The sequence below is a fragment of the Alteriqipengyuania lutimaris genome (genome assembly GCF_003363135.1).
Classification (GTDB): Bacteria; Pseudomonadota; Alphaproteobacteria; order Sphingomonadales; family Sphingomonadaceae; genus Alteriqipengyuania; species Alteriqipengyuania lutimaris.
This window is the reverse complement of the sequence record NZ_QRBB01000001.1, coordinates 2516126-2537004: the sequence shown is the minus strand read 5'-3', so window position 1 is coordinate 2537004 and position 20879 is coordinate 2516126. Positions and strand designations below refer to the sequence as shown.

Annotated in this window: 20 protein-coding genes; 11 read left to right on the top strand and 9 right to left on the bottom strand. The window is 64.6% G+C overall.

Annotated features, from left to right (window positions below; all coding sequences use genetic code 11):
• Positions 1 to 107: 107 nt before the first annotated feature.
• From ftsY to DL238_RS12180, 4 genes are all read right to left on the bottom strand, one after another.
• Positions 108 to 1049 carry a signal recognition particle-docking protein FtsY gene (ftsY, locus tag DL238_RS12195; protein ID WP_115492513.1) on the bottom strand — a complete coding sequence of 314 codons (942 nt, stop codon included), beginning with the start codon at positions 1047 to 1049 and terminating at the stop codon, positions 108 to 110.
• The gene (locus tag DL238_RS12190; RefSeq protein ID WP_115492512.1) at positions 1046 to 2221 is read right to left on the bottom strand and encodes a MiaB/RimO family radical SAM methylthiotransferase; all 1176 of its coding nucleotides are present in this window, start codon (positions 2219 to 2221) and stop codon (positions 1046 to 1048) included. The genes ftsY and DL238_RS12190 overlap by 4 nt, the downstream gene beginning before the upstream one ends.
• A complete protein-coding gene (gene dapF, locus DL238_RS12185; protein ID WP_115492908.1) occupies positions 2218 to 3027 on the bottom strand; it encodes a diaminopimelate epimerase in 810 nt (269 codons plus the stop codon). The genes DL238_RS12190 and dapF overlap by 4 nt, the downstream gene beginning before the upstream one ends.
• A gap of 83 nt (positions 3028 to 3110) precedes the next feature.
• Positions 3111 to 4781, bottom strand: a complete 1671-nt coding sequence (locus DL238_RS12180) for a putative bifunctional diguanylate cyclase/phosphodiesterase (protein WP_115492511.1) — start codon at positions 4779 to 4781, stop codon at positions 3111 to 3113.
• Positions 4782 to 5030: 249 nt separating this feature from the next.
• On the opposite strand from DL238_RS12180, the gene DL238_RS12175 reads away from it, so the two are divergent.
• From DL238_RS12175 to DL238_RS12165, 3 genes are all read left to right on the top strand, one after another.
• The gene (locus DL238_RS12175) at positions 5031 to 5423 is read left to right on the top strand and encodes an EVE domain-containing protein (protein ID WP_115492907.1); all 393 of its coding nucleotides are present in this window, start codon (positions 5031 to 5033) and stop codon (positions 5421 to 5423) included.
• Between the two features lie 92 nt (positions 5424 to 5515).
• Positions 5516 to 6268, top strand: a complete 753-nt coding sequence (locus DL238_RS12170) for an SDR family oxidoreductase (protein ID WP_115492510.1) — start codon at positions 5516 to 5518, stop codon at positions 6266 to 6268.
• Positions 6269 to 6385: 117 nt separating this feature from the next.
• The gene (locus DL238_RS12165; RefSeq protein WP_115492509.1) at positions 6386 to 6556 is read left to right on the top strand and encodes a CsbD family protein; all 171 of its coding nucleotides are present in this window, start codon (positions 6386 to 6388) and stop codon (positions 6554 to 6556) included.
• 59 nt (positions 6557 to 6615) lie between these two features.
• Here the strand turns inward: DL238_RS12165 and DL238_RS12160 are convergent, their stop codons facing one another.
• Positions 6616 to 8286, bottom strand: a complete 1671-nt coding sequence (locus tag DL238_RS12160; protein ID WP_115492508.1) for a thiamine pyrophosphate-binding protein — start codon at positions 8284 to 8286, stop codon at positions 6616 to 6618.
• Positions 8287 to 8437: 151 nt separating this feature from the next.
• On the opposite strand from DL238_RS12160, the gene DL238_RS12155 reads away from it, so the two are divergent.
• The gene (locus DL238_RS12155) at positions 8438 to 8629 is read left to right on the top strand and encodes a hypothetical protein (RefSeq protein WP_115492507.1); all 192 of its coding nucleotides are present in this window, start codon (positions 8438 to 8440) and stop codon (positions 8627 to 8629) included.
• A gap of 10 nt (positions 8630 to 8639) precedes the next feature.
• Here the strand turns inward: DL238_RS12155 and DL238_RS12150 are convergent, their stop codons facing one another.
• Positions 8640 to 9953 carry an MFS transporter gene (locus DL238_RS12150; RefSeq protein WP_115492506.1) on the bottom strand — a complete coding sequence of 438 codons (1314 nt, stop codon included), beginning with the start codon at positions 9951 to 9953 and terminating at the stop codon, positions 8640 to 8642.
• Between the two features lie 125 nt (positions 9954 to 10078).
• On the opposite strand from DL238_RS12150, the gene pgsA reads away from it, so the two are divergent.
• Both pgsA and DL238_RS12140 read left to right on the top strand, forming a co-directional pair.
• Positions 10079 to 10648, top strand: coding sequence for a CDP-diacylglycerol--glycerol-3-phosphate 3-phosphatidyltransferase (gene pgsA, locus DL238_RS12145; protein ID WP_115492505.1), 570 nt, complete (start codon positions 10079 to 10081; stop codon positions 10646 to 10648).
• Between the two features lie 144 nt (positions 10649 to 10792).
• Complete coding sequence (locus DL238_RS12140; RefSeq protein WP_234031061.1) at positions 10793 to 11848, top strand: GGDEF domain-containing protein; 1056 nt, start codon at positions 10793 to 10795, stop codon at positions 11846 to 11848.
• A gap of 55 nt (positions 11849 to 11903) precedes the next feature.
• Here the strand turns inward: DL238_RS12140 and DL238_RS12135 are convergent, their stop codons facing one another.
• From DL238_RS12135 to rnd, 3 genes are all read right to left on the bottom strand, one after another.
• Positions 11904 to 12872: a division plane positioning ATPase MipZ gene (locus DL238_RS12135; RefSeq protein WP_199801314.1), complete on the bottom strand. Its 969-nt coding sequence runs from the start codon at positions 12870 to 12872 to the stop codon at positions 11904 to 11906.
• 174 nt (positions 12873 to 13046) lie between these two features.
• A complete protein-coding gene (locus DL238_RS12130) occupies positions 13047 to 13943 on the bottom strand; it encodes a hydrogen peroxide-inducible genes activator (RefSeq protein WP_115492503.1) in 897 nt (298 codons plus the stop codon).
• A 6-nt stretch (positions 13944 to 13949) separates the two neighbouring features.
• Positions 13950 to 15125, bottom strand: a complete 1176-nt coding sequence (gene rnd / locus DL238_RS12125; protein WP_115492502.1) for a ribonuclease D — start codon at positions 15123 to 15125, stop codon at positions 13950 to 13952.
• Positions 15126 to 15322: 197 nt separating this feature from the next.
• Here rnd and aspS point away from each other — a divergent pair, with 197 nt between their 5' ends.
• The 5 genes from aspS (at position 15323) to mltG (ending at position 20870) form a co-directional block, all read left to right on the top strand.
• The gene (gene aspS, locus DL238_RS12120; RefSeq protein WP_115492501.1) at positions 15323 to 17143 is read left to right on the top strand and encodes an aspartate--tRNA ligase; all 1821 of its coding nucleotides are present in this window, start codon (positions 15323 to 15325) and stop codon (positions 17141 to 17143) included.
• 95 nt (positions 17144 to 17238) lie between these two features.
• The gene (locus DL238_RS12115) at positions 17239 to 18153 is read left to right on the top strand and encodes a tetratricopeptide repeat protein (RefSeq protein WP_147291016.1); all 915 of its coding nucleotides are present in this window, start codon (positions 17239 to 17241) and stop codon (positions 18151 to 18153) included.
• Positions 18154 to 18318: 165 nt separating this feature from the next.
• On the top strand, positions 18319 to 18555 hold the full coding sequence (locus tag DL238_RS12110) for an acyl carrier protein (protein ID WP_010412439.1): 237 nt from the start codon (positions 18319 to 18321) through the stop codon (positions 18553 to 18555).
• Positions 18556 to 18648: 93 nt separating this feature from the next.
• Positions 18649 to 19908: a beta-ketoacyl-ACP synthase II gene (fabF, locus tag DL238_RS12105; protein ID WP_115492499.1), complete on the top strand. Its 1260-nt coding sequence runs from the start codon at positions 18649 to 18651 to the stop codon at positions 19906 to 19908.
• Entirely contained in the window at positions 19908 to 20870 is a 963-nt protein-coding gene (gene mltG / locus DL238_RS12100; protein ID WP_115492498.1) for an endolytic transglycosylase MltG, read from the top strand. The genes fabF and mltG overlap by 1 nt, the downstream gene beginning before the upstream one ends.
• The last annotated feature ends 9 nt before the right edge of the window (positions 20871 to 20879 follow it).

Here is a 20879-nt window from a genome sequence, read left to right as displayed (position 1 = left end):
TTGCGAGCGGCGCAGCCGCGCGGCAATCCATGATGATACTCTAGCGGAAAAGCGGGGCGCCGTGGATTGCTTCTTCGCTTGCAGCTCCTCGCAATGACGAGGCCGGGTTACGCCACGCCCGCAATCACGCGTGCGACGAGATCGGGATCGAAGGGACGCAGGTCGTCGAGCTGTTCGCCGACGCCGATGGCATGGATCGGCAGGCCGTATTTCTGCGCCGCCGCGACCAGGATGCCGCCGCGGGCGGTGCCATCGAGCTTGGTCATGATCAGTCCGGTGACGCCTGCCACCTCCTTGAACACGTCGATCTGGCTGAGCGCGTTCTGGCCGTTGGTCGCATCGAGCACCAGCACGACGTCGTGCGGCGCCTCGGGATTGAGGCGGCCGAGCACTTTGCGGATCTTCGCCAGCTCGTCCATCAGCTCGCGCTTGTTCTGGAGGCGGCCTGCGGTGTCGACAATCAGCGCGTCGGTGCCCTCGTCGGTCCCGCGCTTGACCGCGTCGAACACGATGCTGGCCGGGTCGCCGCCCTCGGGTCCGCGCACTAGCGGCACGCCCACGCGGTCCGCCCAGGTCTGCAACTGGCCGATGGCGGCGGCACGGAAGGTGTCGCCCGCCGCCAGCATCACCTCGTAATCGTCTTCCATGAACAGGTGCGCGAGCTTGGCGATGGTGGTCGTCTTGCCGCTGCCGTTGACGCCGATCACCAAGATCACCTGCGGGCGCGGGAAGGCGGTGACCTCCAGCGGCTTGGCCACCGGGCGCAAAATCGCGGTGATTTCCTCCGCGACGGCTTCGCGCAGCTGGCGTTCGGTAATCTCGGCGCCGAAGCGCTGTTCGCGCAGCGCCGCGCGTACGCGGCCCGCGGCTTCGGGGCCGAGGTCGGACATGATCAGCGCATCCTCGATCTCGTCGAGCGTGGCGTCGTCCAGCCGCGTGTTTCCGCGCGCCTGGCTTACCGGGGCGATGTTCTCGCTCAGGCGATCCGATGTCTTGCGAAATCCGCCCAGCAGGCGGTCGCTCCAGCTGGAGGAGCCGTCGTCGCTCATGCGAGCATTCCTTCGATGATCCGGGTGGGGCGGATTGTGACGATCGCGCCCGGCGCGGTCCCCTCGGGCAACGCGACGCGGGCGAAGTGCGGCGTGTAGCCGCTGCCGTCCTTTTCCGCGAGAACTTCGTATTCGTGGCCGATCAGGCTTTCGAGCCAGGCATCGCGCGTCCGGCGGACGGCGGAGCGCAGTTCGGCAGCGCGCGCCTTGATCGTCTGCCGGTCGAGCTGCGGCATCCGCGCAGCAGGGGTGCCCTCGCGTGGCGAGTAGGGGAAGATGTGGCCGTGGACGATCTGGCACTCTGCGATGATCGAGAGGTTGTCCGCGTGGTGCGATGCGTCCTCTGTCGGGAAGCCCGCGATCAGGTCTGCGCCGATGGCGAGGTCAGGGCGACGTTGCTTCAGCTGTGCCACCAGTGAAAGCGCTTGTGAACGGCTGTGCCGTCTTTTCATGCGTTTCAGCATCAGGTCGCTGCCATGCTGGAGCGAGAGGTGCAGGTGCGGCATAAGCCGCTGTTCCGAGGCGATAAGTTCGAAGAGCCGGTCGTCGATCTCGATCCCGTCGACCGAGGACAGCCGGAGGCGCGGCAATTGCGGGAAGCGGTCGAGGATCGCCCCCACCAGCGTGCCCAGGCGCGGTTCGCCGGGCAGGTCGTGACCCCACGAGGTCAGGTCCACCCCGGTCAGCACGATCTCCTTTACGTCCTCGGCAAGCCGTGCCTCGACCGCCTGCAAAACCGTGGAAACCGGGTCCGAACGGCTCGCCCCGCGGCCCTTGGGAATGCTGCAGAAGGTGCACGAATGGTCGCAGCCGTTCTGCACGCCGATGAAGGCGCGGGTGCCCGCCTGGCGCAGCGGCACCTGCGGTTCGGGCAGGTTCCAGCTGCGCGCATCGAGCTTGGCACCATTGCCGACCAGCCCGTCGACCTCTTCCATCGCGGAGAGCGCCTCGCGCTCGGTCTCCGCCGCGCAGCCGGTCACCAGCAGCCGGGCATCGGGGTTCGCCTTGCGCGCCCGTCGGATCGCCTGGCGCGTATGGCGCACCGCCTCGCGCGTGACCGAGCAGGAATTGACCACCACGAGATCGCGCTCGCCGTCGACGAGGGCGGCGATCCGTTCGCTCTCGGCATGGTTGAGCCGGCAGCCGAGCGAAATGACCTGGCGCGCGCTCACGTGAAATCGTCCAGCTCGAAGGTCCCGCGATAGCTCTCGGTCGCGGGCCCGCTCATGTGGATGCCGCCGTCTTCGTCGTGGCGGATCGTCAGCGTGCCGCCGGGGAGGGTGACCGAAACCTCTGCGTCGACCAGCCCGCGCCGGTATGCGACCGCAGCCGTGGCGCAGGCGCCCGTGCCGCAGGCGAGCGTAAGGCCCGCGCCGCGCTCCCACACGCGCAGCCTGATCGCATCGCGCGATACGACCTGCGCGACGTTCACGTTGATCCGCTCGGGGAAGAGCGCGTCGATCTCGATCTCGGGGCCGAGCCGGTCGAGCGGCACGGCGTCCACATCGTCTATGAAGAAGACGACGTGCGGATTGCCGACATTCGCCGCGCCCGGCCGCTCGAGCATGTCCCAGCCCAGCGGCATGTCGCGCGTGTCCATCGCATAGGCGAGCGGGATCTCCTCCCAGCCGAAGCGGGGGCGGCCCATCGCGACTTCCGCCGCGCCGTCCGCCGGGCGCACCTGCAGAACACCGCCAGTGGTCTGTATGCTGGCAGGCGCGCCGTGAAGCACCGCGACCGCGCGCGTGGCATTGCCGCAGGCTTCTACTTCGCCGCCGTCGGCATTGTGGATGCGCATCGTCATGTCTGCTTCTCGCGAAGGCGACAGCAGGATCAGCTGGTCGAAGCCGATGCCGCGATGCCGGTCCGCCAGCGCACGAACCTGCGCGTCGGACAGGCGCGGCAGATCGATCTCGCGCCCGTCGAGGATCGCGAAATCATTGCCGAGGCCGTGCATCTTGATGAAGGGAACCCGCATGATGCCAAGCATCTATGGTGGGGCAGGGGCAAGGTAAAGGCCGCTTGGGCCCGGTTGGAGCCTGAGCCCCAATGGAGCGACGCTCAGGCGCGCTTGCGCTCTTCGCCCTGGGGTGGCGGCGGCTGGTTGCCTTCGGCCAGCATGTCCAGCTCTCTCAGCCGCGTCATCACTGCCGCCGCGTCCTCGGGCCTGCCATAGAGGTAGCCCTGGCCTTTCATCTCGCCCATCTGGCGCAGCGTTTCGAGGATCGAGGCATCCTCGATCCCTTCGGCGGTCACGGGGATCTGGAGCCCCTTGCCGAGCGAGACGAGCGTGCTGACGATGTGGTCCTCGTCCCTCCGGTTCTTGACCACGCCCGGTGCCGCTTCGGCCACGCGGCGCAGTTCGCCCACGAAGCTCTTGTCGATCTTGACCCGGTCGAACGGCAGGCTGCGCAGCTGCGTGAGGGTCGAGAAACCGGTGCCGAAATCGTCGAGGCTGACGCCCACGCCGAGATTCTTGAGGCTGAGGATCATCGCCTGGGCCCCGATCAAATCCTCCTGCAGGCAGCTTTCGGAAATTTCCACATCGAGGCGGGCCGGCGGAAATTCGCTGCTGATCAAGAGCTTCAGGAGCTTTTGCGGAAACCACGGATCGCGCAGCTGCATGGCCGAGATATTGACCGAAAGGGTCAGGCTGTGGTGCCAGCTGCGTGCGTCGCTGAGCGCGCGCCGGATCAGCGTTTCCGACAGCGGGCCGATCAGGCCGCAGTTTTCGGCCACGGGAATGAAGATGTCGGGCGCGACCTCGCCCAGCTCGGCCGAATTCCAGCGTGCGAGCATTTCGAAGCCGACCAGCTTGCCCGTTTCGAGATCGATCTGCTGTTCGTAATGCGGAGTGAATTCGCCGCGCTCCAGCCCGTGGCGGATCGCGCTTTCCATCTCGCGGCGCACCCGTGCCTCTACTTCCATCGCCCTGTCGAACCAGCAGTAGCGGTTCCGGCCTTCCTTCTTGGCATGGTACATCGCAAGGTCGGCGCGGTGCATCAGCTTGCGCGCCGCACGTTCCATGTCCGTGGCCGCCTGGGGCTGCGTCTCGATCGCAATGCCCGCCGAAATCGTGACTTCCAGCGGGCCCATTTCGGTGTCGATCGGCTTCGCGATCGCTCCGGTCATTTCGCATGCCCAGAGTTCGAGCTCTTCCGCTTCCCGGTCTACCACGGGGATGATGACTGCGAACTCGTCGCCGCCGAGGCGCGCGACGCTCGCTCCGGCCGGCGCGATCCTTTTCAGCCGCCGGGCAATGGCCAGCAGGACTTCGTCGCCTGCCTGGTGCCCGTTGCTGTCGTTGATTTCCTTGAACCCGTCGAGGTCGATCATGACGAACGCTGCGCCCTTGTGGGCGCTGCCCACCGCACGCAGCGCTTCCATGAGCTTTTCGGTTGCCGAGCGCCGGTTGTAGCAGCCCGTCAGTGGATCGATCTGAGAGAGGTGCTTGGCGCGCTCTTCCGCCTCGCGCCGCTGTTCGATTTCCTTCTGGAGGTCTGCATAACGGCGCCAGCCGAAGATGATCAAGGCGATATTGAGGAGGAGGGCATTGACGAGGGCACTGTCGGGTGGGGCGACCGACCGGTCGAAAAGATGGCGCGCAACCTGGGGCATCACCGTGCCGCCGATGCCGACGAACATGATGATCGCTGCGGTCGCGATGCCGAGCATCACGATGTCGCGCTGCGCCGTCTCGAGGCGAGGCCGTTTGTCTTTCTTGGTCCCCATGTCTCGGTGCAATCTCGATCCCACGAAAATGATGGTTTCTCGTCCGCCTCCATTAATGGCAAAGGAGCCTGAAAATCGGGTAAATAAGGGTACGTGACCCTGCAGGTAGGGCCCTAACTGTTTGCAAAGCGTAAAGATTACGGACACTTGGCCCAGCGATTGCGTCCAGGATCTTTCCGGGCCATCGGGCGCGACATCAACTTTTGACCGCACGAATAATTGGAGATCGACCCCTTGCGCTACTGGCTGATGAAATCCGAACCCGACGTCTACGGCTGGGACGACCTCGAAAAGGATGGCGAGGGTGTTTGGGACGGCGTCCGCAACCACCAGGCGAAGAACAATCTCGCCGCGATGGAGGTGGGCGATCAGGCGTTCTTCTACCATTCGAATATTGGGCGCGAGATCGTCGGGATCGTCGAAATCAGCGAAGCCGGCATGACCGACCCGACCGACGAAAGCGGCAAGTGGGCGGCGGTGCGCGTCAAGCCCAGGACCAAGCTGCCCCATGTCGTGACGCTGAAGGCGATCAAGGCCGAACCGCAGCTGGCCGAAATGCAGCTGGTGAAGCTCTCGCGCCTTTCCGTATGCGAGGTCATGCCCGAGGAATGGTCGGTCATCCTCGAGATGGCGGGGATCTGACTACCGCCCAAAGTCACCCCCTGCTCAGCGGAACGCGCCTCGCCGCTCGCCGATTGATGGTCTGAACGAAGAATCAGACAGGAGATCAGGCAATGGCCAATCGTTTCGAAGGAAAGAAAGCGCTCATCACGGGCGGCACCAGCGGTTTCGGGCTGGAAGCCGCCAAGGTCATCGCGGCCGAAGGCGGGCGCGTCGCAGTGACTGGGCACAGCGACGACCACCTCGAGGATGCGCGCGATGCGCTGCCCGAGGGGTCGCTGGTGCTCAAGAACGACGCCGCCGATCCGGCTGCAGCGAAGGTTCTCGGCGAAGAGATCGAAGGGCATTTCGGCTCGCTCGACCTGTTGTGGCTCAACGCGGGCTACGGCAAGTTTCAGGAGAACGACGCGAACGACGCCGACTTCTTCGACGCGATGATGAACACCAATGTTCGCGGGCCGGTGCTCCAGATGGCGCAACTGATCGGCATGCTGAACGGTGGCGGCGCGGTGCTGCTGTCGTCTTCGGTCGCGCCCTATCTCGGGCAGGCGCAGGGTGCGGTCTATGCGGCGACCAAGGCGGCATGCGCCTCGCTTGCCCGCTCATGGGCGAGCGCACTGGCGGATCGCAATATCCGCGTGAACTCGGTCTGCCCCGGTCCGATCGCGACCAACTTCATCAACCGCACGGGGATGCCCGACGAGCAGCAGGAGAAGTTCAAGGAGCAGGTCGTGAACCAGGTTCCGCTCGGTCGCATGGGCGAGTCGCGCGAGGTCGCCGACGTGGCGCTGTTCCTGCTTTCGGACGCCGCAAGCTACGTCAGCGCAGCGGAATATGTCGTCGACGGAGGCATGACCAAGCGCTGATCGCACGAAACACTCGCTTGGGCGCTTTCGCTGCGCAACATAGGAACATAAGTCCCTGTTCCTCGGTTTCTTTTACACATCGGCGCTGATGCCGACGCAATGAAACGGAGAACGGACATGGGTGAACTTAAGAGCAAGGTCAAAGGCAACGTCAACGAAGCCGTCGGCGAAGCCAAGCAGCAGTCGAACGACCCCGAAACGCGCGCCGAAGGCCGCGGCCAGGAAGCCAAGGGCAAGGCCCAGCAGGCCAAGGGCGAAGTCCAGGGCGCTCTCGGCGACGACATCTGATCGTCTCGGCTGAACACAAATGAAGAAGGGCGGTGCCATTGGCGCCGCCCTTTTTCGTATCAGCCCGCTTTTGCGCGCAGTCCGCTGATGCTGGCCCCGCTGGCGGCCAGCTGTTCGATATCGATCACTGCATGGATCAGCCGCAGCCCGCTGCGCCCCTCGGCCGCGACCAGCGCATCCCTGAATTCCTCGGTCGTCCTAGCGGTGGCGCTCCACGCGCCGAAGCTGGTGGCCAGCGCCGCAAAATCGGGGTTGGCGAGTCTTGTGGCGGAGACCCGCTCGGGAAATTCGCGCTCCTGGTGCATGCGGATCGTCCCGTAGCCCGAATTGTCGACCACGATCGCCAGCAGGTCGCACCCGGCCTGCGCCGCACTCGCCAGTTCCTGCCCGTTCATCAGAAAATCGCCGTCGCCGGCCACTGCGACAACCATCCGCTCGGGAAAACGCATCGCCGCCGCGACCGCCGCGGGGACGCCGTAGCCCATCGCACCGCAGGTCGGGGCGAGCTGGCTAGGATAGCCATTATAGCGCCAGTAGCGATGCCACCACCCGGCGAAATTGCCCGCGCCGTTGCAGATGATCGTATCTGCGGGGAGCGTGTCGCGCATGAACTGCACGCAGGCCGCGAGATCGAGCGGGTAGCTGTCGCTAGGTGTCGCTGTGGACCACTCGGTCCATTCTGTGTGCGCTTGTGCACCCGCGTCGAAGGGCAGCGGATCCTCGCCCGCCCATAGCGCCGCGCTCTCCGCAAATTCGTCCATGCTGGCGCAGATCGCGAGGTCTGCAGGGTACACGCTGCCGATTTCGGCCGGGTCCGGGTGGACGTGGATGAGCGTCCGATCCTTGTCGGTCAGCGGGGGCACGGTGTAGCCATCGGTCGTCGCCTCGCCCAGCCGCGCGCCGACCACCAGCAGCAGGTCGGCCGCTTTGGTGCGCTCGACCAGCTTGGGGTTGGGGCCGTAGCCGAGGTTGCCTGCATAGACCGGGGATGAGGGCGAGATCGCATCCTGCCGCCGGAATGCCGTCGCCACCGGCAGGCCCAAACGCTCGGCAAACAGCTGGAAATGCTCGCGCGCCTTGGCGTTCCAGCCCGCGCCGCCGATGATCGCGAGCGGTGCGGCGGCATCGGAAATCAGCGCCATCATCGCCTGCATCGCATCGGGGCAGGGCGCCTGAGCGGGCCGCTCGACCCGCGCGCGCGGCACCGCCGACGTCTCGTCGTAAAGCATGTCCTCGGGCAGGGCGAGCACCACCGGCCCGGGCCTGCCCGATATGGCGGTGGCATAGGCGCGGGCGATGTATTCCGGAATGCGGTCCGCCCGGTCGATCCGCGCGGCCCACTTGGCGATCGGGCCGAAGAAGGCCGGGAAATCGATCTCCTGAAAGCCCTCGCGATCGCGCATGTCGCGCGCCACGTCGCCGACGAAGAGGATCATCGGCTGGCTGTCCTGCTGCGCCACATGCACGCCGATGCTGGCGTTGGTCGCGCCGGGACCGCGGGTGACGAAGGCCACGCCGGGGCGCTGCGTCATGGCCCCGTCGGCGCAGGCCATGAAAGCAGCGCCCCCTTCCTGCCGGCACGTGACGACATCGATCTGCGCCTGATCGACCAGCCCGTCGAGCACGGGCAGGAAGCTTTCGCCGGGAACGGTGAAGATACGATCGCAGCCCTGTTCGGCCAGGCAATCGACGAGCAGGCGCGCGGCCTGGGGAGTGGTGCTGTGAGCCATGAAAAGCGCCCTAGAACGCAGATGCGCGTCGGGCAATTGGCGACGGCACGGCAAGTGGGGCGTTAAGCTTGCCGGCTGGCCATTGTCCCACTCGCGGACGCAACGCAGCGGGCGCTCGCCAATCCTTACCAAAAGGTTAAGCCTCTCCGACATGAGACGCTCCCTTGTTCTGACCGACGAGTCCGCCCGCCATCCTTTCCGCGCTTCGCTGATGGTGCGGCCCGACCTGCGACGCGACCGGATGCTGCACCGGACGCGCTGGGGCTGGGCGAAAAGCGACTGGCTGGGTTTCCTCGGCGCCTATGCGGTCTGCCTGACCGGAGCGCTCGTCTTCATATTCTGAAAAGCGGTTTTCAGGCCTGGTGCACGGTCGGCAGGTGCTCTTCGGCATGAAGCCTGCGCGCCACCCAGCTCGTGACCAGGCACAGAACCACGCTTGCCAGCACCTGTTCGGTGATCGGCAGGCCCGCCGCGGTCATGAGGATCGCCAGGACCGCGCCGCCGACCATGAACAGCGAGCTGATCATATTGGTCGCGGCGATGGTACGCGAGGCCCGGTCGCCCGAAACGCGCGTGGTGAGGAAGGCGTAGAGCGGCACCACGAAGACCCCTCCGGCAACGGCGACCAGCAGCAGGATGCCCATCAATATCCACGCCAGCGGGTAGGCGAGGAATTCGGGCACCGTCAGGAAGGCGCCTTCGAAATCCGTCGGCCATTGCTGCACGAAAATGTAGAACAGGACGATGAAGAAACCCATCACAACCACCGCCGCCGGGCCATAGCGTGCGGATACTTCGCCCGCGAGCAGGTGGTTGATGATGACCGATCCGATCGCGATCCCGATCGAGAACATGACGATGAACAGGGTCGCGACTTCCTTGCTCGCATGGATCACGTTCTTGGCCAGCGGGGGGAACTGGATGAATAGGATCGCGCCCACCATCCAGAACACACTGATGGAAATGATCGCGAGATAGATGACGCGATCTTTCTTTGCCGATCGTACCAGCGCAAGCGAGGAGCGCAGGATGTTCCAGTCGATCGGTTCGATCTCGCCCAGGGCGGGGGCCGTCGGAATTTTCCGGCTGCTCGCATAACCGATCATCGCCGTCACGATAATCAGGACGATCGCCGCTTCTACCGGGATCCAGCCTGCGATGATCGTGCCCAGAAGGATCGCGAGATAGGTACCCGCTTCGACCAGCCCGGTGCCGGCAAGGACCTCTTCCTTGCGCAGATGCTGCGGCAGAATCGCATATTTGATCGGCCCGAGGAACGTCGATTGCAGCCCGGCGAGAAACAGCGCGAACAGCATCAGCGGAATGGCCAGACTATGGATGAGAAGCCCCTGCCAGGCGAGGAAGAGGCCGACTGCGCCCAGGCTCATCAGCCCGATCTCGCACAGTTTTACCGTTCGGATGATCTTCGCCTTGTCCCGCATGTCCGCAAGCTGGCCTGCGATGGCGGATACGAGGATGAAAGGTGCGATGAACAGGGCCGAGGCGATGGCGCTGAACCGGGTTTCCGCGTCCGGATCGTTGTACACCGCGTAGACCACGAACAGGACCATCGCTGTCTTGTAGAGGTTGTCGTTGAAAGCGTTGAGCAACTGGGTGCAGAACAGCGGGAGGAACCGCTGCCGCCTGAGCAGTCTCAACGTGGTCATACAAGCACTCCGGGGCGCGTCGTCGCGCCGCTTCGCCAATCCGTTAGGGCAAGCCGCCCCTTCACGCAAAGGGCGGTAGAGGGTTTTTCTGGACCCGCCAGTGGGCTAGGCGCGTTCGAGACGAAATGCTGACACTCCCGAACCTCCTGACGCTGTCGCGAATCTTCGCGGTGCCCCTGCTGGTATTGTTCCTGTGGTGGCCCGACTGGACCTTTGGCTACGCGGTGGGGCTGGTGCTCTATATCGCTGCGGCGGTAACCGATTATTTCGACGGGATGTTGGCGCGCACGCAGGGCACGGTGTCGAAGCTGGGGCAGTTCCTCGATCCGATCGCGGACAAGATCATGGTCGCGGCAGTGATCCTGATCCTGACCGCGAAAGGCGGGCTGACCGGGCCGATCGTGGGCGACGCGCACGTGATCGCGGGTCTCATCATCCTGATGCGCGAAATCATCGTGTCGGGCCTGCGGGAATTTCTCGGCGGTATCCAGGTTTCGGTGCCGGTCACGCGTCTCGCCAAGTGGAAGACGACGCTGCAGATGATCGCGCTCGGCCTACTGATTTTCGCGGGCGCAGTGCCGGAGATCGAACCGGTCCGCTGGCTGGGTCTCGCATCGCTGTGGGTGGCTGCAGTGCTGACTTGCGTTACCGGCTGGGGCTACCTGAAGGTCGGCCTGACCCACATGGACACCTGAAAAATAATTCCGCGCGCTTTATCCTGAAAGAAAGATTCGTGTGATTATTTGCGGGTCATGGCAACGCAACCCGCTTTTGACGAAACGCCGGCCTCGGCACATGTATTTGACCGCGCGGGCTTCTTCCGCCCGCGTCTGGCGACCGTGAACGAGGACGACGGTTCCGCAAGGGCGAGCTCGCGATCGGAAAAGCGCGCGCGCCGCCGCTTTCTCAACGATATTCGCGCCTTCCTGATCGACCACGATCTGGAGGTCACGCCCTTCAATCTGAATGCCGCCTTCGAGGCGTGCCAGGGCCTCAACCCCGGGCTGCAGCGCGGTGTCCAGGCACGCAAGGAGAGCGGCCTGCCGATCACGCAATCGTGGCTGGAAGAAACCGCCGCGGTCACCGCGCGCAAGCGCGACCGATCGGTGCAGGACCTGGCGAGGGAGCTCGAACGCGGGATCGAAGCGCTCACGCAGGCGACCAAGACCATGCGGCGCGCGACGTCCGAATATGGCGACGAACTGGAACGGCGGGTCGACGATCTGAACGAGGCGCCCTCGACCGACCAATTGCTGTCCAACCTCGCGGATTTCGCCAAGGCGATGCTCGCCCGCTCGCGCGAGACCGAGGAAGAATTGCGGGCCAGCGAGAAGGAAACCGCGCGGCTTCGTGAAAACCTCAATCGGGCGCGCCGCGATGCGGAGATCGACTACCTTACCGGATTGCCCAACCGCCGCGCGTTCGAGGAAGCCTTCAAAACCGATCACGCGCGGGCGGCGACCGCATGTGAACCGTTGAGCGTGGCCTTTTGCGATATCGACCGCTTCAAGGCGATCAACGATACGCACGGCCACGAAGCGGGCGATCGGATCATCACCGAAATCGGCAAGTCGCTTGCTGCGCTTTGCGGCAGGGATTGCTTCCTTGCGCGGCATGGCGGCGAGGAATTCGTGATGCTCTTTCGCGGCGTCGGGATTGAGGAAGCTTTCGAGCGGCTCGACTGCGCCAGGCGGGATCTCGCCCAACGGCGGATGATCAATCGCCGGACCGACAAGCCCTTCGGCATCGTGACATTCTCGGCCGGGATCGCAGACGTTTCGCAATTCGACGACCCGCGAGAGGCTTTGGCCGCTGCCGATCGCGCGCTCTATCTCGCCAAGGAAGGCGGTCGCAACCAGATCAGGCTGTCCAACCCGCCACGCGCCGCCGGCTGAGCGACTGGTCTAGCTTTGGGGGCACTCCGGCATGGCCGTTCGGCCGAGCCCGCCGCTACAACGCTGCGTGCAGTGCCGCGCGATAATCCTCCCGGGTGCGTTTTAGCACGCGTGCGCTCGGGCGTGTGCTGCCATTCCCGGAGCCACGCGCCTCCGCCTGCAAGCTCAAGTCCGCAATCAGGGCCGTAATTTCGTCCCGGCTGCTGGACTGCGGGCGGACCATGCCGGGTATCATTTCGAGATCGAGATGGGTCAGTCCGAACTGGAACAGTTCGCGGAAGGCGACGCGCTCGCTCAATCCGCTGGCGATCCGGAAATCGTGGCTGATCGACAGGCGCTGGAGCGCGTCGTCGACCCGGTGCAGATGGCGTTTCTCGGCGGTGCGGACCCGGTTCTTGACCACGACCCATTCGATGCGCCCGAGCCCGCGTGAGAATTTTTCCTCGCGCAAGGCCAAGACGCTCTGGCCGAAGCACCCGGCGCTTTCGGGAATGCCGCTCACCGGGTTGAGGTGGCCGAGCAGTTCCAGATCGAGAAACGAGGCGTTGATCGGGGTGACCAGCGTATCGGCCATGGCGACGACACGGCGGAAGATCGGGGAATCCGCGCCCGCTGCATCGAGGATCACGAAATCGGCATCGCCGCCCAGCCGGTTGATCGTCTGATAGAGCGAGGCCGTGCTCGGGTGGTCGAGAACCGCGTATTGCGGGCAGGGCAGCGCAATGCCGAGGTTCCCTGCGGTGCCTCCGCGATAGGTCAGCCCGCGCTCGAGCGTGCGTTGACGGCGGTCGAGGTCGATCGCGACGACCTTGTGCCCGGCATGGGCCAGCGCCACGGTGACGTGAAAGGCCAGGGTCGACTTGCCCACACCGCCTTTTTCGTTGGCGAAAGTGATGACGTGGGGGCGCAGAGGCGGGCGCGAAGCAATATCGGCGACGATATTACGGGGCACCTCCTCTTCGAAGGCGTGGGGGTTGAAGGTAGGGCGTGCGCCCTGCCGGATATCCGGATTAATCCCCGTCAAAATTGTTCCCCAGCTTGTTTCGCGCCGCCGATCATCTATCGATCGCTGTGCATCTTGCACCAAGCTGGCGACGGGTCTTTGCCGCCGCCGGAAGGCAGACTGACACAGAAACCCGTTCTGTGTCTCGGGTTTTCTTGTGAAATCCGGCTTTGCTCCAGGGATTCGTCAAGGCTATCAGCCTGCGCGCAACTCGTCTGCCAGCAGTTCGAAGTCGTTGGCCCGTGGCGAGTTCTTCCGCCAAATCAATGCAATATCACGAGTCGCCGCCGGGGAATCGAGCGGCCGGGCGATGACGCTCGTGCCTTTGAGAATGCCCGCCTCGAGCGCCATTTCCGGCAGCATCGTGACGCCCAGCCCGTTATCGACCATCTGCACCAGCGTGTGGAGCGAGGTGGCGATCATGCTGGTCGCGGCGCGCAGTTCGGGCCGGTTGCAGGCGGCCAGCGCATGCTCTTTCAGGCAATGGCCGTCCTCCAGCAGCAGCAGGCGCCCGTCCTCGATCATCCCGGGGCGGATCTCTTCGGGCACCTCGCGTGGCTCGTCGCCGGGATAGGCGACGAAGAAGCGATCCTCGCCGATCAGCGCCTGTTCGACATCTCCCGTGGGAAAGGGGAGTGCGAGCAGCACGCAATCGACCCGGCCATGATGCAGCGATTCCACCGCATCGCTGCTGGTCTCCTCGCGCAGGAACAGGTTCAGGTCGGGGCGCTCTGCGCGCAGGCGCGGGAGTATCCTCGGGAGCAGGAACGGCGCGATCGTCGGGATCACGCTCATCCGCAGGGTCCCGGTCAGAGGCTGGCCTGCGGCGCGCACGAGGTCCGAGAGGTCTTCGGCCTGCCGCAGCAGCGCGTGGGCCTTCTCGACCACCTGCTGGCCGAGCGGGGTAAAGCGAACGACCCGGCGGCTACGTTCGACCAGCGTCACGTCGAGCAGCGTCTCCAGCTCGCGAATCCCTGCGGACAGCGTCGACTGGGAAACGAAGCTGGCCTCCGCCGCGCGCCCGAAATGGCCATGCTCGTGCAGGGATACGAGGTATTGGAGCTGGCGGATGGTCGGGAGGTAGGTGCTCATGGAAGGCTAGCCCTCGACCTCGTCGATATGCGTCATCTTGAGCCTGCCCTTCTCGACCGCGAAGGCGAGCTTGCCCTCGACCAGGTCCAGCGCGTCGCGGCCGAAGACCTCGCGCCGCCACCCTTGCAGGATCGGCAGGTCGCGTACGCCGGCGGCCAGTTGTTCGAGTTCGTCCGACTTGGTCAGCAGCCGCGACGCGACATCGATCTCTCGCGCGCGGATCTTCAGCAGCAGCTTGAGTAGGTCGGCGACCAGCGCGCCTTCCTTGCCCAGCGGCGCTCCGCGATTGTTGCGCTCGGGCATTTCGTTCGAGGGAAGCGGCTCGGCTTCTTCGAGGACCTCCATCAGCCGGTTGCCGATCTCGTTGTCCTTCCACGCATTCGAAAGCCCGCGCACCTTGGCGAGGTCACCCTGCTTCTTGGGCGGATGCGCGGCGATGTCGGCCAGCGTTTCGTCGCGCATGATCCGCCCGCGCGGGATATTCTTGTGCTGCGCCTCGCCTTCGCGCCATGCGGCGAGCGCTTTCAGCCGTCCGAGCACCTGCGGATTGCGGCCCTGCGCGCGGATGCGCTTCCACGACTTGTCGGGCTCGATCGCGTAGTTTTCGGGATCGGCGAGCTTGTCCATCTCGGCGTTGAGCCACGCGCCACGGTCAGTCTTGATCAGTTTCTTGAGGATCTTCGGAAAGATCGTCGCGAGATAGGTCACGTCGCCGATCGCGTATTCCAGCTGGCGATCGGTCAGCGGGCGACGGCTCCAGTCGGTAAAACGCGCGCCCTTGTCGATCGTCTTGTCGAGCCAGTGTTCCACCAGATTGGCATAGCCGATCTGTTCGGACTGGCTGATTGCCATCATCGCGATCTGCGTGTCGAAGATCGGGTGCGGGGTCTTGCCGGTGAGGTTGTAGAAGATTTCCACGTCCTGGCTGCCGGCGTGGAAGACCTTCAGCACGTCTTCGTTCTCGGTCAGCAGGTCGAGCAGGGGTTTAAGGTCGATCCCGTCGGCCAGCGGGTCGATCGCCGCGGCTTCGTTCTCGTCCCCGATCTGGATCAGGCAAAGCTCTGGCCAATAGGTGTTTTCCCGCATGAACTCTGTGTCGACGCAGACGAAGTCGCCCTTGCCAAGGCGTTCGCACAGTTCGGCGAGCTTGTCGGTGGTGGTAATCAGGTCGTGAATTTTCATGTATCGTCTTTCAAACGGTCGGGCGGAGTACCGCCCCCGGACCGGTGTGGCCCCATCGAAACGGACCCTGCCTGCCAAAGCCTCGCCTTGACAAATCGGGGTCCATCGCCTGTTAGCGCGTGCAAGCAATCGGGCATATGCCGACCATCCGCGGTGTCGCCCCTAGCGCCTAATCCCCGAACCGGAAAGTTTCCAAGATGCACGCCTACCGTACCCATACTTGCGCACAGCTTCGCGAGGATCATGTCGGCGATACCGTTCGCCTGTCGGGCTGGGTGCACCGGAAGCGCGACCATGGCGGTGTCCTGTTCATCGACCTGCGCGACCATTACGGCATCACGCAGATCGTGGCGGACGAGGATAGCGAGGCGCTGGCCCTGCTGGATTCGCTGAAGTCGGAAAGCGTCATCACGATCGACGGCGTCGTGAAGGCGCGTTCGCAGGAAACGCGCAACGCCAACCTGCCGACCGGCGATATCGAGGTCTTCGCCAAGTCCGCCACGGTCCAGTCGATGGCGGAAGAACTGCCGCTGCCGGTCGCTGGCGAGCAGGAATATCCCGAGGATATCCGCCTCAAGTACCGCTTCGTCGACCTGCGGCGCGAGCGGGTTCACAACAACATCATGCTGCGCAACCGCGTGATCACCTCGCTGCGCAAGCGCATGATCGACCAGGGCTTCTCCGAATTCCAGACGCCGATCCTCGGCGCATCGTCGCCCGAAGGCGCGCGCGATTACCTCGTGCCCAGCCGCCTGCACCCGGGCCGCTTCTACGCGCTTCCGCAGGCGCCGCAGATGTTCAAGCAGCTGCTGATGGTCGCCGGCTTCGACCGCTATTTCCAGATCGCGCCGTGTTTCCGCGACGAAGACCTGCGCGCCGACCGCAGCCCCGAATTCTACCAGCTCGACTTCGAGATGAGCTTCGTGACGCAGGAAGACGTCTTCCAGGCGATCGAGCCGGTTCTGGCAGGCGTGTTCGAGGAATTCTCGGGCGGCAAGAGCGTGACGCCTGCGGGCGAATTCCCGCGCATTCCCTATGCCGAGGCGATGCTCAAGTACGGCAGCGACAAGCCGGACCTGCGCAACCCGATCATCATCACCGATGTGACGCATCACTTCGAAAAGTCCGGCTTCGGCATTTTCGAGAAGATCGTCGGCGGTGGCGGCATCGTGCGTGCGATCCCTGCGCCGAACACCAACGAGAAGAGCCGCAAGTTCTTCGACGAGATGAACGACTGGGCGCGGCGCGAAGGCTATTCGGGCCTCGGCTACGTGACCCGCAAGGGCGGCGAGTTCGGCGGTCCGATCGCCAAGAACCATGGGCCCGAGGAAATGGCCAAGCTCTATGACGAGCTGGGTCTGGGCGAGAACGACGGCCTGTTCTTCGCGGCTGGCAAGCCCAGGGAGGCTGAGAAGCTGGCCGGAGCGGCGCGCACGCGTGTTGGCGAGCAGCTCGAACTGATCGAGCAGGGCTGCTTCAAGTTCTGCTGGATCGTCGACTTCCCGATGTTCGAACACGACGAAGACCTGAAGCGTGTCGATTTCAGCCACAACCCGTTCTCGATGCCGCAGGGCGAGATGGACGCGCTGGAGAACCAGGACCCGCTCGACATCAAGGCGTGGCAGTACGACATCGTGTGCAACGGCTACGAGCTGTCCAGCGGCGCCATTCGTAACCACCGTCCGGACATCATGTACAAGGCGTTCGAGCTGGCAGGCTATTCGAAGGAAGACGTCGACGCGAACTTCAGCGGCATGATCGAGGCGTTCAAGCTGGGCGCACCGCCGCACGGTGGCTCGGCACCGGGGATCGACCGGATCGTGATGCTGTTGGCGGACGAGCCGAACATCCGCGAAGTCATCGCCTTCCCGATGAACCAGCGCGCGCAGGACCTGATGATGGGCGCGCCGTCGATCGTCAGCCCCAAGCAGCTGCGTGAGCTTTCGATCCGCACGGTCGAACAGCCGAAACCCGACGCCCCCGAGGCGACCCGCGTCGATCGCGCAGGCGACGCCTGAGCGGATACGACCGCTGAACGGCCGCTCCGGCGGCCGCTCATCCTCGCGACAGGTTTATCGTGCTTGATCTCTGTCACAGACAGGGAGCGATGACGATGCTGAAGCGTGCCGTGATGGGGGTCATGCTTGTCGCTGGCGCAAATGCGCAGGCCGAGACGTTGCGGATAGAGACGATCTATCCGGCGGCCAGCAACGAGGCCGCGGCCATGCACACCATCGCAATCGATCACTTTGCAGGGCGCGAGGGAAGGGATTTCGCGAATCGCATCGAGCACCGTCTGATCGACGCCGCGATCGACGGGCAGCCTTTTTTCACGCTGGTCCACCGCTCACAGGCGGACAGCGCCGATGCAATTCTCGACGGCGATGCGCGGGTGCGGGTCACCGAATCCGAGTTCTCGGAGCGCCGCAAGCTGTGCGTGGAAGAAGACGACAAGGGCCAGTGCCTGCGCCGCGAAAAGGTGGACCTCTCCTGCCTGCGGCTGGCGGTCGATATTCGCCCGCGCGCCAATCTGAGGTCGGCCGATGGCACCATCCTGTGGTCGAGCCTGCTCTCGCGCAACGAAGTGCTGAGCTATTGTCCCGGCTACGACGACGAGCCGCTAGTCGCGCCCGTCGTGGACATCGGACTGGCCGCTGCTGCCGACGACGTCCGCCGCGCGCTCGCGCCGGTGCAGGCGATCGAGGATATCCGGATCATGGAGCGTCGCAAGGGGATGTCCGGCGATGCTTCCGGGGCCTTTCGCGAGGCTGTGCGGCTGACCAAGCAGGACGAACGCGCAGCATGCGACGCCTTTGCCGCGCTCGAGCCTGCCATCGGCACGCATCCCTCCCTGCTGTTCAATCTTGGGCTATGCGCCGAGCAGGCGGGCGATTTCGCGACGGCCGAGAGGTACTATCTGGAAGCGCTGGCAGACAAGACTTCCGACGACGAGGCACAGGCCGGTCTTCGCAGGATCGACCAGACCATCGTGGCCGAACGCCAGCTTGAAAGCCGCGAGACCTACTAGCCGGGCGTTGGTTTGCGCGGCAGGGCGGTGCAGGGCGGCTTGGCCCCGGCCCATTGGTCGACAGGCTTTGTGAAACTGCGCGTCCTACCCCCCTTGCGCGGGATCAACCGCTTGGATAGGGCGTTCAGCGATTAGCAACAGCAAGATGTCGAGAGGGCATAGGTAATGAGCGATACTGCCGACCGCGTACAAAAGATTGTCGTAGAACACCTGGGCGTGGAAGCCGACAAGGTCACGCAGGATGCCAGCTTCATCGACGATCTGGGCGCGGACAGCCTCGATATCGTCGAACTCGTGATGGCGTTCGAAGAAGAATTCGGTGTCGAAATCCCCGACGATGCGGCTGAAAAGATCAGCACTGTCGGCGATGCGACCAAATATATCGAAGAGCACAAGGGCTAAGCCCGATCCGCTCTGGCGGCGATCAACGTCGCCCGATCTTACAGGCCCGACCCGGACAGCGGGCCGGGCCTGATTTCGTTTATGGAGAAGTGAATGCGCCGCGTCGTCGTAACCGGACTTGGCCTCGTCACCCCGCTGGGCGGTAATGTCGAGACCTCTTGGGAAAACCTCATTGCAGGCAAGAGCGGAGCGGGGCCGATTACCCGCTTCGATGCGTCCAACCAGAAGGCGACCATCGCCTGCGAGGTGAAGGGCAAGGATCACGAGTGGGGCTTCGACCCCGACAAGCGCGTCGATCCCAAGATCCAGCGTCAGGTCGACCCCTTCATCGTCTACGGACTCGATGCGGCAGGGCAGGCGATGGAAGATGCGGGCCTTACCGAGATGGACCAGGCGACCAAGGAGCGCACCGGGGTCTCGATCGGCGCGGGCATCGGCGGCCTTCCGGGGATCGAATCTGAATCGGTCAACCTGCACGAGCGTGGGCCGGGCCGGGTCAGCCCGCACTTCGTCCACGGACGCATTATCAACCTCATCAGCGGCCAGGTCTCTATCCGCTACGGCCTGATGGGCCCTAACCACGCCGTGGTCACCGCCTGTTCTACCGGTGCGCACTCGATCGGTGACGCCGCGCGGATGATCCGCGACGACGATGCCGACATCATGCTGGCGGGCGGTGCGGAATCGACCATCAACCCGCTCGGCATTGCCGGCTTCGCGCAGGCACGCGCGCTCAACACCGGTTACAACGACCGTCCCGAGCAGGCGAGCCGCCCCTATGATCGCAATCGCGAAGGCTTCGTGCTGGGCGAGGGCGCGGGCGTTGTGGTGCTCGAGGAATACGAGCACGCCAAGGCGCGCGGTGCGAAAATCTACGCCGAAGTGGTCGGCTACGGCCTGTCGGGCGATGCCTACCACGTCACGGCCCCGCATCCGGAAGGCAAGGGGGCGGAACTCTCAATGCGGATGGCGCTGCGCAAGGCCGGGCTCGAACCTTCCGATATCGACTACATCAACGCCCATGGCACCTCGACCATGGCCGACACGATCGAACTCGCCGCGGCCAAGCGCGTATTCGGCGACGATCTGGGCGGTGCGTCCATGTCGAGCACCAAGTCCGCCATTGGCCACCTCCTCGGCGGTGCAGGCGCTGTCGAGAGCATCTTCTGCATCCTCGCGATGCGCGACCAGATCGTGCCGCCCACGCTCAACCTCGACGATCCGGACGACGGCACAGAAGGTGTCGACCTCGTGCCGCACACCGCGAAAAAGCGCGAAGTGAAGGCCGTGCTCAACAACAGCTTCGGCTTCGGCGGCACCAATGCCAGCCTTGTGATGAAGAAGCCCGACTGATGATCCGCGCGCTCGCCGCCCTGTTGCTGATAGCTGTTGCGGTGGCGGGCGGCTGGTTCGCCTGGGGGTGGTATGGCCCCGGCCCTTCGGAGGAGGAGACATCCTTCATCGTTCGCTCTGGCTCGACGCTGACATCGGTCGCGGGCGATCTTGAGCAAGAGGGGCTGATCGGCGAGCAGGAGGCCTTCCTGCTACGCGCCAAGCTGCTGGGCAGCGGCGATCCGATCAAGGCCGGGGAGTTCCTCATCGAAGGTGGCTCCAGCCCGGCGGCGATCCTCGACACGCTCCAGCATGGCGAGGTGATTCGGCGTTTCGTCACCATTCCCGAAGGCATGCCGTCGATCCTCGTGTTCGAGACGCTGATGGCCGAAGACCTCCTGACCGGCGAAATCCCCGTGCCGAAGGAAGGCAGCGTGCTGCCCGATACCTATTCCTTCGAACGGGGGGAGGACCGCGCGGCGGTGCTCGCGCGGATGCAGGCGGCCATGCGCAACTACCTTGCCGAAGCCTGGCCACGCCGCGGCGACGACATCGCGGTCGATTCGATCGAGGAAGCGGTCACGCTGGCCTCGATCGTCGAGAAGGAAACCGGCGTGGCCCGCGAACGCCGGATGGTCGCAGGGCTCTATTCGAACAGGGTCAAGGAAGGCATGCTGCTGCAGGCCGACCCGACCATCATCTATCCGATCACGAAGGGCAAACCGCTGGGGCGCCGCATCCGCCAGTCCGAAATCGCGGCGGTGAACGGCTACAACACCTATACCCGCACCGGGCTGCCCGAAGGGCCGATCACCAATCCGGGTCGCGAAGCGATCGCGGCGGTGCTCAACCCGGAAGAGACCGAAGCCCTGTACATGGTGGCCGACGGCACGGGCGGGCATGTGTTCGCCGAGACTCTGGCCGAGCATAACGAGAACGTGGCCGAGTGGTACAAGCTGCGCCGCGAACGCGGCGAGATGTAGCGACGCCGG

What these genes read in the sequence shown, in the direction of transcription:
- DL238_RS12170 (WP_115492510.1), top strand. Translation starts at nt 5,516, where the DNA reads ATGGCCAATCGTTTCGAAGGAAAGAAAGCGCTCATCACGGGCGGCACC.
- DL238_RS12130 (WP_115492503.1), bottom strand. Translation starts at nt 13,943, where the DNA reads ATGAGCACCTACCTCCCGACCATCCGCCAGCTCCAATACCTCGTATCC.
- DL238_RS12175 (WP_115492907.1), top strand. Translation starts at nt 5,031, where the DNA reads ATGAAATCCGAACCCGACGTCTACGGCTGGGACGACCTCGAAAAGGAT.
- fabF (WP_115492499.1), top strand. Translation starts at nt 18,649, where the DNA reads ATGCGCCGCGTCGTCGTAACCGGACTTGGCCTCGTCACCCCGCTGGGC.
- DL238_RS12165 (WP_115492509.1), top strand. Translation starts at nt 6,386, where the DNA reads ATGGGTGAACTTAAGAGCAAGGTCAAAGGCAACGTCAACGAAGCCGTC.
- DL238_RS12155 (WP_115492507.1), top strand. Translation starts at nt 8,438, where the DNA reads ATGAGACGCTCCCTTGTTCTGACCGACGAGTCCGCCCGCCATCCTTTC.
- aspS (WP_115492501.1), top strand. Translation starts at nt 15,323, where the DNA reads ATGCACGCCTACCGTACCCATACTTGCGCACAGCTTCGCGAGGATCAT.
- mltG (WP_115492498.1), top strand. Translation starts at nt 19,908, where the DNA reads ATGATCCGCGCGCTCGCCGCCCTGTTGCTGATAGCTGTTGCGGTGGCG.
- dapF (WP_115492908.1), bottom strand. Translation starts at nt 3,027, where the DNA reads ATGCGGGTTCCCTTCATCAAGATGCACGGCCTCGGCAATGATTTCGCG.
- DL238_RS12110 (WP_010412439.1), top strand. Translation starts at nt 18,319, where the DNA reads ATGAGCGATACTGCCGACCGCGTACAAAAGATTGTCGTAGAACACCTG.
- DL238_RS12180 (WP_115492511.1), bottom strand. Translation starts at nt 4,781, where the DNA reads ATGGGGACCAAGAAAGACAAACGGCCTCGCCTCGAGACGGCGCAGCGC.
- rnd (WP_115492502.1), bottom strand. Translation starts at nt 15,125, where the DNA reads ATGAAAATTCACGACCTGATTACCACCACCGACAAGCTCGCCGAACTG.
- DL238_RS12115 (WP_147291016.1), top strand. Translation starts at nt 17,239, where the DNA reads ATGCTGAAGCGTGCCGTGATGGGGGTCATGCTTGTCGCTGGCGCAAAT.
- DL238_RS12150 (WP_115492506.1), bottom strand. Translation starts at nt 9,953, where the DNA reads ATGACCACGTTGAGACTGCTCAGGCGGCAGCGGTTCCTCCCGCTGTTC.
- DL238_RS12160 (WP_115492508.1), bottom strand. Translation starts at nt 8,286, where the DNA reads ATGGCTCACAGCACCACTCCCCAGGCCGCGCGCCTGCTCGTCGATTGC.
- ftsY (WP_115492513.1), bottom strand. Translation starts at nt 1,049, where the DNA reads ATGAGCGACGACGGCTCCTCCAGCTGGAGCGACCGCCTGCTGGGCGGA.
- pgsA (WP_115492505.1), top strand. Translation starts at nt 10,079, where the DNA reads ATGCTGACACTCCCGAACCTCCTGACGCTGTCGCGAATCTTCGCGGTG.